8 protein-coding genes are annotated in these 9807 nt (G+C 72.9%); 3 read left to right on the top strand and 5 right to left on the bottom strand.

Annotated elements, in window-relative coordinates; genetic code table 11:
• Positions 1-130: 130 nt before the first annotated feature.
• From LG943_RS27115 to LG943_RS27105, 3 genes are read right to left on the bottom strand one after another with little or no spacing between them, the layout of a single operon-like run.
• Positions 131-976 (bottom strand): carbohydrate ABC transporter permease, encoded by an 846-nt coding sequence (locus LG943_RS27115; protein ID WP_270075226.1) that lies wholly within the window; start codon positions 974-976, stop codon positions 131-133.
• Positions 973-1980, bottom strand: coding sequence for a carbohydrate ABC transporter permease (locus LG943_RS27110; RefSeq protein WP_270075225.1), 1008 nt, complete (start codon positions 1978-1980; stop codon positions 973-975). The genes LG943_RS27115 and LG943_RS27110 overlap by 4 nt, the downstream gene beginning before the upstream one ends.
• Positions 1977-3317: an extracellular solute-binding protein gene (locus LG943_RS27105; RefSeq protein ID WP_270075224.1), complete on the bottom strand. Its 1341-nt coding sequence runs from the start codon at positions 3315-3317 to the stop codon at positions 1977-1979. Before LG943_RS27105 ends, LG943_RS27110 begins: the two co-directional genes overlap by 4 nt.
• Positions 3318-3681: 364 nt before the next feature.
• Between LG943_RS27105 and LG943_RS27100 the strand changes: the two genes are divergently transcribed.
• Entirely contained in the window at positions 3682-5313 is a 1632-nt protein-coding gene (locus tag LG943_RS27100) for a glycoside hydrolase family 13 protein (protein ID WP_270075223.1), read from the top strand.
• Positions 5314-5396: 83 nt separating this feature from the next.
• On the opposite strand, the gene ctaD is transcribed toward LG943_RS27100, so the two are convergent.
• Positions 5397-7067: an aa3-type cytochrome oxidase subunit I gene (gene ctaD, locus LG943_RS27095; RefSeq protein ID WP_270075222.1), complete on the bottom strand. Its 1671-nt coding sequence runs from the start codon at positions 7065-7067 to the stop codon at positions 5397-5399.
• Between the two features lie 69 nt (positions 7068-7136).
• Positions 7137-7361, bottom strand: coding sequence for a DUF3040 domain-containing protein (locus LG943_RS27090; protein ID WP_270075221.1), 225 nt, complete (start codon positions 7359-7361; stop codon positions 7137-7139).
• A 294-nt stretch (positions 7362-7655) separates the two neighbouring features.
• On the opposite strand from LG943_RS27090, the gene LG943_RS27085 reads away from it, so the two are divergent.
• Both LG943_RS27085 and LG943_RS27080 read left to right on the top strand, forming a co-directional pair.
• Complete coding sequence (locus LG943_RS27085; RefSeq protein WP_270075220.1) at positions 7656-8075, top strand: CBS domain-containing protein; 420 nt, start codon at positions 7656-7658, stop codon at positions 8073-8075.
• A 505-nt stretch (positions 8076-8580) separates the two neighbouring features.
• Positions 8581-9717, top strand: a complete 1137-nt coding sequence (locus LG943_RS27080; RefSeq protein WP_270075219.1) for a glycosyltransferase family 9 protein — start codon at positions 8581-8583, stop codon at positions 9715-9717.
• Positions 9718-9807: the final 90 nt, after the last annotated feature.

Genomic DNA, 9807 nt, shown 5'->3' with positions numbered 1-9807 from the left:
GCCGCCGGCCCCGCCGCGCGCCGCCGCCCGCGCGGGCGGCGCCCCCGACCGCCGCTTCCCATGACCGCGCCCGCGAGACCGTCCGTCCCGGTCTCGCGGGCGCGCCCCCGCCGGTCGCCCCCGGCCCGCCTCAGCCCTTGATCGCCCCGGCGGTCAGCCCGGCCACCACCGACTTGCGGAAGATCAGCACCAGCACGGCGATGGGCGCGGTCACCACCACGGCGGCGGCGAAGATCATGCCGTAGGGGACCTCGAAGACGGTGCCCATCAGCGCGATCCCCACCGGGATGGTGCGGTAGGCGTCCTGGGAGTTCAGCGTCAGCGCCATCAGGAACTCCGTCCAGGTGGCGGTGAAGGTGAACACGCCCGCCGTGAACACCCCCGGGCGCACCTGCGGCAGGATGATCGAGAGCACGGTGCGGGTCGCCGAGGCGCCGTCGACCCGGGCGGCGTCCTCCAGCCCGCCCGGCACCGCCAGCATGTAGTTGCGCATGATCCAGATGGCGAACGGCAGGTTGAACGCCACGTAGGGGATGATCAGCCCGGGATAGGAGTTGAGCATGCCCACCTCGCGCGCCATCACATACAGCGGCACCAGCACGGCGATGGGCGGGTACACCGACACCATCAGCAGCGCGATCATCACCGGGCCACGCCCGCGCATGGGCGTGCGCGCCAGCGCGTAGCCCGCGAACGTCGCCAGGCTCACCACCACCACCGTGGAGCTGAGGCACACCACGAGGCTGTTGAGGATGTAGCGGCCGAACCCCTGGTCGACGAACGCGCTGACGTAGTTGTCGCCGGTGACCTCGCCGGGCCACAGGGTCGGCGGCATGGCGCCGACCTCGGTCACCGGCTTCAGCGAGTTGACCACCATCCAGTACAGCGGCAGCGCCGTGAACAGCGCCAGCACCACGGCGCCCAGGGTCACCGGGCTGAACACCCGGTGCAGCAGACTGCGGTCGCGCGCGCTCATGCCACGTCCTCCTTGCCCACCTGCGCTCGGAACACCTTGAGGAACAGCAGGCACGCGCCCGCCACCAGCAGGCCGGTCGAGGTCGCGATGGCCGCGCCGGCACCGATGTTGAGGTCCTGGAAGAGCACCTTGTAGCCCATCACCGCCAGGGACTGGGTGGCGATGCCCGGCCCGCCCCCGGTCAGCACGAACGGCAGGTCGAACACCCCGAACGCCTGGAGGATGCGGAACAGCACGGCCACGGCGATGGTGGGGCGCAACTGCGGCAGCGTGATGCGCCAGAACATGGTCCAGGGCCCGGCGCCGTCGACCTCGGCGGACTCGTAGACGTCGCGCGGCAGCATGACCAGCCCGGCCAGCACGATGATCGCCACGAACGGGGTGGTCTTCCAGATGTCGGCCACGGCCATGGCCCCGATCGCCGAGGCCGGGGTGCCCAGGATCAGCGGGTTGGCGCCGAAGACGTTCTGGAGCAGCCAGGTGATGACGCCGTAGCTGGAGTCGTACATGTAGGCCCACAGCCGGGCCGAGACCACGGTGATCATCGACCAGGGGATGAGCATCAGCGCCATCATCCAGCCGCGCGAGGCCGACAGCCGCTCCATGACCAGGGCCGCCAGCACCCCCAGCACGACCTCGGCGGCCACGGTGACCACCGTGTAGAAGACCGTGAACCCCAGCGCGTAGTACCAGTCGGAGGACCGCACCAGGGCGAGGTAGTTGTCCAGCGTCAGGCGCTCGACCACGAACCCGCCGTAGCCGATGCGGACCTCGGAGAAGCTGAGGACCAGCGAGAACACGATCGGGAACAGGGTGATCGCGCCGATGACCGCCAGCGAGGGCGCGGTGTAGGTCCACCCGGTGCGCGCCATGCGGCGGCGCTGGGCGTCGTGGCGCGGCGGCGCGCCCGCCCGGCGGCCGCGCCCGCGCGCGGGGTCTCCCCCGGTCTCGCTGGGCGGGCGCTGCGCCGGGATGCCGGTGGTCTTTCCGGTCGTCGTCCTCACAGCGCCACCCCGTCTCGTGCCAGTGCCATTCCCCGGGCCACCTCGGTGAGCGTGTCCCCCACGGCGCCGGGGTCGGCGCCGTCGACCAGCAGCCGGTTGACGCCGGTGTAGACCGCCTTGCTGATGGCGGGGTAGTGCGGGGAGCCGAAGGGCCGCAGGACGATGTCGGCGTCGGCCGAGAGGCGGTTGGTGGGCTTGTCGCGGCCGGCGATCTCGGGGTTGTAGAGCACCTTGCTGAGGGTGGGCAGGTAGGGCGAGGTGGCGGCCATCAGGGTCTGGGCCTCCTCCTCGGCGACCCACCGGGCGAAGGCGACGGCCGCGCCGGGGTGGGCGGTGTGCGGGTTGACGAAGTTGTGCCAGCCGCCGAGCGTGGAGTGGCGCGCGGCGCCGGCGCCGTCGAAGGTGGGCCGCAGGACGGCGTCGACCTTGCCCGCGACCAGGGAGGACGCCGGGTCGTTGGCCGAGCCCCAGGCGTAGGACCAGTTGCGCAGGAAGGCGGCCTGGCCGCCGGCGAAGGCGGTCAGCGTCTGCTCCTCGGCGAAGGTGCCCACCGCCTCGGGCGACACCCCCGAGGAGATCAGCTCGGTCATGAACGTGAGGGCGTGGCGCCCCTCGGGGGAGTCGGCGCGGACCCGGCGCGCGTCGGGGTCCATGAGGGCGCCGCCGGCGTCGGCCACGAACTCCGAGACGTTGCAGGTGAGGGGTTCGCCCGACATGCCCTGCCACACCAGGCCGTAGCGGACGTCGCCGGTGTCGATGAGCCGCAGCGCGGTGCGGCGCAGCTCCTCCCAGGTGGCGGGGACCTGGAGGCCGTGCTTGTCGAGCAGGTCGGCCCGGTAGTAGAGGAAGGCGAGGTCGAGGTAGCAGGGGAAGGCGTAGACCTGGCCCTGGTAGGAGATCGAGGAGACGACCTCCTCGGGGTATTTGGACCAGAACTCCTCGTCGTCGGCGACCCGGCCCAGGGGCATGGCCAGGGAGTTGTGCGCGAACTGCGCGGGCCAGGCGCAGTCGCCGAGGTAGACGTCGGGGGTGACCGCGCCGCTGGCGATCTGGGTGGTCAGGGTGGTGCGGCGGACGTCGGTGGTGGGAGGGACCTGGACCAGGCGGACGGTGATCTCGGGGAACCGCTCCTGGAATGTGCGCACCATGGACCGGCGCAGGTCCTTGCCGTCGTTGGTGAGCAGCTCGGGGGCCATCCAGTCGATGGTGACCGGTTCGGTGGGCGGTGCGATGTCGGCGGCGGTGACCGGCGGGCGGGCGTCGCCTCCGCAGCCGGCGAGGGCGGTGGCCGCGAGGACCACCCCGCCGGTGAGGAGACCTCTCCGCGACAGGTGCATGCCTTCTCTCCTTTGACGACGAGCCGTCGAAGATGGCCGCAAACGTTGCCAGTTCTTATGTGGCGAAGTCAACACTAAACCAGTCACATACGCATTAGGCTGCTCTAGCCAGCGATTCCGCACATGGGACCGTTGCCAGATTTGCCGTAATTTGGTTAGCATCCCGGCGGAAAACCCGTCCGGCCGGGCGCGCCGCGCCGCCCCGTCGGCCTCCCCTCGCCCTGTCGCGGCCGCGCCGCGCGGCACCGCCGCCGCCCCGGCCCCTTGTCCGATCCGCCCGCCCCCACGGCCCTCCTCGACACCGCCCACCCGTACCCGCACCCGCCCGCCCACTGACGACTACCCTCTGTAGCAAAGGGAGATCATGAGCGACCTGTGGTGGCGCGACGCCGTCATTTACCAGATCTATCCGCGGAGTTTCGCCGACACGGACGGCGACGGGATCGGCGACCTTCCCGGTGTCACCCGCCGCCTGGACCACCTCGCCGACCTCGGGGTGGACGCCCTGTGGCTGTCGCCCTTCTACCCCTCGCCGCTGGCCGACGGCGGCTACGACGTCGCCGACTTCCGCGGGGTCGACCCCCGGCTGGGCACGCCGGCCGATTTCGACGAACTGGTGGCCGCCGCTCACACGCGCAACATCCGTGTCATCATCGACATCGTCCCCAACCACACCTCTGACCGGCACCCCTGGTTCACCGAGGCCCTGGCCGCACCGCCCGGCTCCCCCGCCCGCGAGCGCTACGTCTTCCGCGACGGCCGCGGCCCCGGCGGCGACCTCCCGCCGAGCAACTGGGAGTCGCGCTTCGGCGGCCCGGCCTGGACCCGGGTGCCCGACGGCCAGTGGTACCTGCACCTGTTCGCCCCCGAGCAGCCCGACCTCAACTGGGACAACCCCGAGGTCCGCGCGGAGTTTCTGGACATCCTGCGGTTCTGGAGCCGCCGGGGGGTCGACGGCTTCCGCATCGACGTCGCCTACGGCCTGGTCAAGGACCTGAGCGAGCCGCTGCGCGAGGTCGTCCCGGTGCCCGAGGGCAGCGGCCTGGACGACGTCGCCACCAATCCCGACCACCCCTACTGGGACCGCCCCGAGGTCCACGAGGTCTACCGCGAGTGGCGCCGGGTGTTCGAGGAGTTCGACCCGCCGCGCATGGCGGTGGCCGAGGCGTGGCTGCCCAGCGACCGGCTGGTGCGCTACCTGCGCCCCGACGAGTTGCAGACCGCGTTCAACTTCGAGTTCCTGCGCTGCCGCTGGGACGCCGAGGGCTACCGCCGGGTGATCGACACCAGCCTGGCCGACGCCGCCGAGGTGGGCACGGTCGCCACGTGGGTGATGTCCAACCACGACGTGGTGCGCCCGGCCTCGGCCCTGGGCCTGCCCAACGGCACCGACCTGCACGCCTGGCTGCTCAGCGACGGCACCCGGCCCCCGCTCGACCCCGAACTGGGGCTGCGCCGGGCGCGGGCGGCGGCCCTGCTGGAGCTGGCGCTGCCCGGCTCGGCCTACCTCTACCAGGGCGAGGAGCTGGGCCTGCACGAGGTCGCCGACCTGCCGCGCGAGGTGCTGGAGGACCCCAAGTGGGAGCGCAGCGGGCACACCTCCAAGGGCCGCGACGGCTGCCGCGTGCCCATCCCCTGGGAGCGCACGGGGCCGTCGTTCGGGTTCGGCCCGGCGCCGGGATGGCTGCCCCAGCCCGCCCACTGGGGGGAGCTGTCGGTGCGGGCGCAGACCGGCGACCCCGGCTCCACGCTGGAGCTGTACCGCGCGGCGATCCGGCTGCGCCGCTCGCTGCCCGCCGACGCGCCCCTGGAGTGGGACGCCGACCTCGACAAGGGCGACGTGCTGGCGTTCCGGCGCGGCCCGGAGTGGCTGGTGGTCGTCAACACCGGCGCGGCGCCGGTGCCGCTGCCACCGGGGGCGTCCGTGGAGCTGGCCAGCGCCCCGGTTGAGGACGGTGAACTGCCGGGCGACACGGCGGTGTGGCTGCGGGTCTGACCCGCGCCCGCGCGGCCCTCCGGGCGGCTGGGCGGTCCCGGCGGGTGTGCGCCCCGGGACCGCCCAGCCGGTCACGACGCCGGTCAGGCCGGGCGCTCCTCCTCCGGCTGGGCAGGGGTGTAGGGATGGTGCAGGTCGAACGCCGGACGCTCGCTGCGGATCCTGGGCAGGGTGAGGAAGTTGTGCCGGGGTGGCGGGCAGGAAGTCGCCCACTCCAGCGAACCGCCGTAGCCCCACGGATCGTCCACGGTCACCTTGGGCATGTGCCGCGCCGAGTACCAGACGTTGGCGAAGAAGACCAGCGTGGAGGCACCCAGGACGAACGAGGCGACGGAGGACACCATGTTCAGCTCGGTGAACCCGTCGCTGGGCAGGTAGTCGGCGTAGCGGCGGGGGAAGCCCTCGGCGCCCAGCCAGTGCTGGACCAGGAAGGTCCCGTGGAAGCCGATGAACAACAACCAGAAGTGCAGCTTGGCCAACCCCTCGTTGAGCATCCTGCCGGTGAACTTGGGCCACCAGAAGTAGAAGCCGGCGAACATCGCGAAGACAACGGTGCCGAACACCACGTAGTGGAAGTGGGCCACCACGAAGTAGGAGTCGTGGACGTGGAAGTCCAGCGGCGGCGAGGCCAGGATGACCCCGGTCAGCCCGCCGAACAGGAACGTCACCAGGAACCCGATGGCGAACAGCAGCGGTGATGCCATGGTGAGCTGACCGCGCCACAGGGTGCCGATCCAGTTGAAGAACTTGATCCCGGTGGGTACGGCGATGAGGAACGACATGAAGGAGAAGAACGGCAGCAGGACGGCCCCCGTGGGGAACATGTGGTGGGCCCACACGGTCATCGAGAGTCCCGTGATGGCGATCGTGGCCCCGACCATGCCCTTGTAGCCGAAGATCGGCTTGCGGGCGAAGACGGGGATGATCTCTGTGACGATCCCGAAGAACGGCAGCGCGATGATGTAGACCTCGGGGTGGCCGAAGAACCAGAACAGGTGCTGCCACAGGATGGCACCGCCGTGTTCGGGATCGTAGACGCGGGCGTTGAGGATCCGATCGGCGCCCAGGCCGGCAAGCGCGGCGGTGAGCACCGGGAAGGCCAGGAGTACCAGGATCGCGGTGAACAGCGTGTTCCAGGTGAAGATCGGCATGCGGAACACCGTCATGCCGGGCGCCCTCATCACCGCGATGGTGGTGACGAAGTTGACCGAGCCCAGGATCGTGCCCAGACCGGACACCAGCAGTCCGATGACCCACAGGTCACCGCCGAACTCGGGGGAACGCACCTCGTTGGACAGCGGTGTGTAGGCGAACCAGCCGAAGCTGGCGGCTCCGGTGGGGGTGAGGAAGCCGGCCACCACCATCAGTCCGCCGAAGAGGAACAGCCAGTAGCTGAACATGTTGAGGCGGGGGAACGCCACGTCGGGGGCGCCGATCTGCAACGGCATGATCACGTTGGCGAACCCCACGAACAGCGGGGTCGCGAAGAACAGCATCATCACCGTGCCGTGGATGGTGAACAACTGGTTGTACTGCTCGCGGGTGACCACCTGCATCCCCGGCCACAGCAGTTCGGCGCGAATCAGCATCGCCAGGATGCCGCCCACGACGAAGAACGCGAACGCGGTGATGATGTACATGTAGCCGATGACCTTGTGGTCGGTCGACGACATCCAGCGGACGATGACCGATCCGCTGGCGATCGGACCGCCGCGCGCGGACCTCGCGCGCGCGGGGTCGGTGGTCTGGGTCATCCGGGCTCCGTTTCGTCAGGCTCAGAGCGGAGTCGCCGTTCCGGACGGGCACGGCGGGGTCCGCGTCGGTCACACGGTCAAGGCGGTGGTCAGGACTAGGGCGAGGGCGGCGGCGAGCACCACTGCCCACAGCAGGGCGACCGCCGCCCACGGCACCGGCTCGGCGGCCCCCGCGGCGGGACGGTCGGCGAGCCGCTCGGAGTAGCGGCGTACGCGCCGGACGTAGGCGGGGTCGTTCACGGCGAGCCACTCCTCGATGCGGCTCAGGCGCGGGTCGTCGTCAGAGATGGCCACCGTGTCCTCCCGAAACGCGCCTTGCGATCCGGCCATGGGCGTCCGCACCCGACTGTCCCGGGCGAGCCCACCGACCCCACTGTTACCCTCCGAAGCGGGTCAACCTCACAGTGTTCCTCCTGGCGCATTCTCGCAGGCCGCGCGCGCGGGCCCGGGGAGCGACATCGCCGGGTTTCAAGGGCTCGCGGCCTGGTAGAGGTGCACACGTGCGGTGGACCGGGCGCGGAGGACCGCGTCGGCCGCCGCCCGACTGACCGGAGCCACGATCCCGAGCACCGAAGCGAGGTGGTGACCATGGCTCAGCAGGTCAAGGAGGTAATGACGGCTCCTCCCCACACTGTTTCGCCGGACACGTCGATCCGCGAGGCCGCCGTCGAGATGCGCGACGGCGACATCGGCGGCGTCGTCGTGACCGACGGCGACCGGCTGGTGGGGGTGCTGACCGACCGCGACATCGTCGTCCGCTGCGTGGCCGACGGCGCCGACGTCGACAGCACCCCCGTGCGCGAGGCCGTCAGCGGCGACCTCACGACCGTGGGGCCGACGGACAGCCTCGACCGGGCGCTGGAGTGCATGCGCGACCAGGCCGTGCGGCGGCTGCCCGTCGTGGACGGCGACCGCGTGGTGGGGATCGTCTCGCTGGGCGACCTCGCCGTGGAGCGCGACCCCTCATCGGTCCTGTCCCAGATCAGCGGGAGCACGTCCAACACCTGATCCCCCGCCGCGCGCCGCAGCCCGCCGCCCCGACGAGGCCGGTGACCGCCGCAGCGCGGGCGGCGCGCGGGGGATCCTCCCGTCCACCCCCTGCCACCCCGCCCGCCCGGGGCGGGCCGCCCGCCGCCCAGCGGCGGGCCGCACACTCCCGGCTCCCCGGCGCCGGCCGCGTCCACGCGGCGCCCTGCCGCTCCCCCGCCGCCTGAGGGCGGCGGTCCGCGCCGGAGGCACGGCCGGAAAGACGAACGCCCGGTGCCCGGGCACGGGGCGTTCGCGGCGGTCTGATAGGAGGCCGCCGTGACCTCAGCGGGTGTTCGGCGGGTCCGCCCGCCGCGACCCGCGACGCCGCCCGCCCGCGCGGATCCCAACCCGGCCGCGCCCGGCCCGGTGAAACCGCGTGCGACCCCCGACGCGGGCGGGCCGGCGTCCTTCCCGGCCCGCCGCCTCCTCGGCCGCGGGCTCCCCCGGTGTTTCAAGCCCCGCGCGCGGCGGTAGCCGCCACCCCATGGGCGACATCGGCACCACCGCGCACACCCCGGAGCCGCACGGCACCCCCGCCTCCGCCGAGGACGGCGGCCGCATGCTGGTCATGCGCGCCCTGGGCCTGGGCGACTTCCTCACCGCCGTGCCCGCCCTGCGCGCGCTCCAGCGGGCCTTCCCGGGCCGGCGCCCCTACCTCGCCGCGCCGCCGGGCCACGCCGAACTGCTGGAGTTGGCGGGGCTGGCGGGCTGGGGCGTGGCCCCGGCGGCGGGGACCGCCGTCCCCGACTGGCCCGCAGCGGCGCCCCCCGACCTCGCGGTCAACCTGCACGGGCGCGGGCCGCAGTCCACCCGCGCGCTGCTGGCGCTGGGGCCGCGCGCGCTGTGGACCCACGCCCACCCCGACGTCGCGGAGTCGACGGCCGGCCCGTCCTGGCCGGCCGGCCTGCACGAGACCGACGTGTGGTGCCGCCTGCTGTCGTGGTACGGGATCGCCGCCGACCCCACCGACCTGCGGCTGCCGGTGCCCCCGCGCCCCGACGGGGAGGGGGCAGAGCGCCACCCCGACGCGGTGGTCGTGCACCCGGGGGCGGCCTCGGAGTCGCGGCGGTGGCCGCCCGAGCGGTTCGCGGCGGTGGCCCGCCACCTGGCCGGCCTGGGGCACGAGGTGGTGGTGACGGGCGGGCCGGCCGAGCGGGAGCGCGCGCTGCGCGTGGCCGAACTCGCCGGGCTGGGGACCGACCGGGTGCTGGCCGGGCGCACGACGCTGCGCGCCCTGGCGCACACGGTGGCCGGCGCCCGGCTGGTGGTGTGCGGCGACACGGGAGTGGCCCACCTGGCGACCGCCTACGCCGCGCCCTCGGTGGTGCTGTTCGGGCCGGTGGATCCGGCGCGGTGGGGGCCGCGCATCGACGCGCCGCGCCACGCGGCGCTGTGGCGCGGGCGCACCGGCGACCCGCACGGCGCCGAGACCGACCCCGGGCTGCTGGAGATCGGGACGGCCGAGGTGGTGGCGGCGGCCGAGGCGGTGCTGGCGCGCTGCCGCCCCTACAGCGGCACCGGTCCGGCGCACCCGCCGCGCCCGCGCGGCGGCGCGGATCCGCGATCGGAATCCGCCACAACGGGAGGAAAATCCGATTCGCGAGGTTTGCCGCGCCGCTGAGGCGGTAGTCCGTTCCTTTGCCACGGCCACCCAGGCGCCTCCGGGCGCCTGCGGAGCCGGGACGGGTCCTCCCGACGGACGCAGCGGGGG

Origin of the sequence: Streptomonospora mangrovi (assembly GCF_027604915.1) — a bacterium.
GTDB classification, from domain to species: Bacteria; Actinomycetota; Actinomycetes; order Streptosporangiales; family Streptosporangiaceae; genus Streptomonospora; species Streptomonospora mangrovi.
This window is presented reverse-complemented; position numbering and strand designations above follow the sequence as displayed.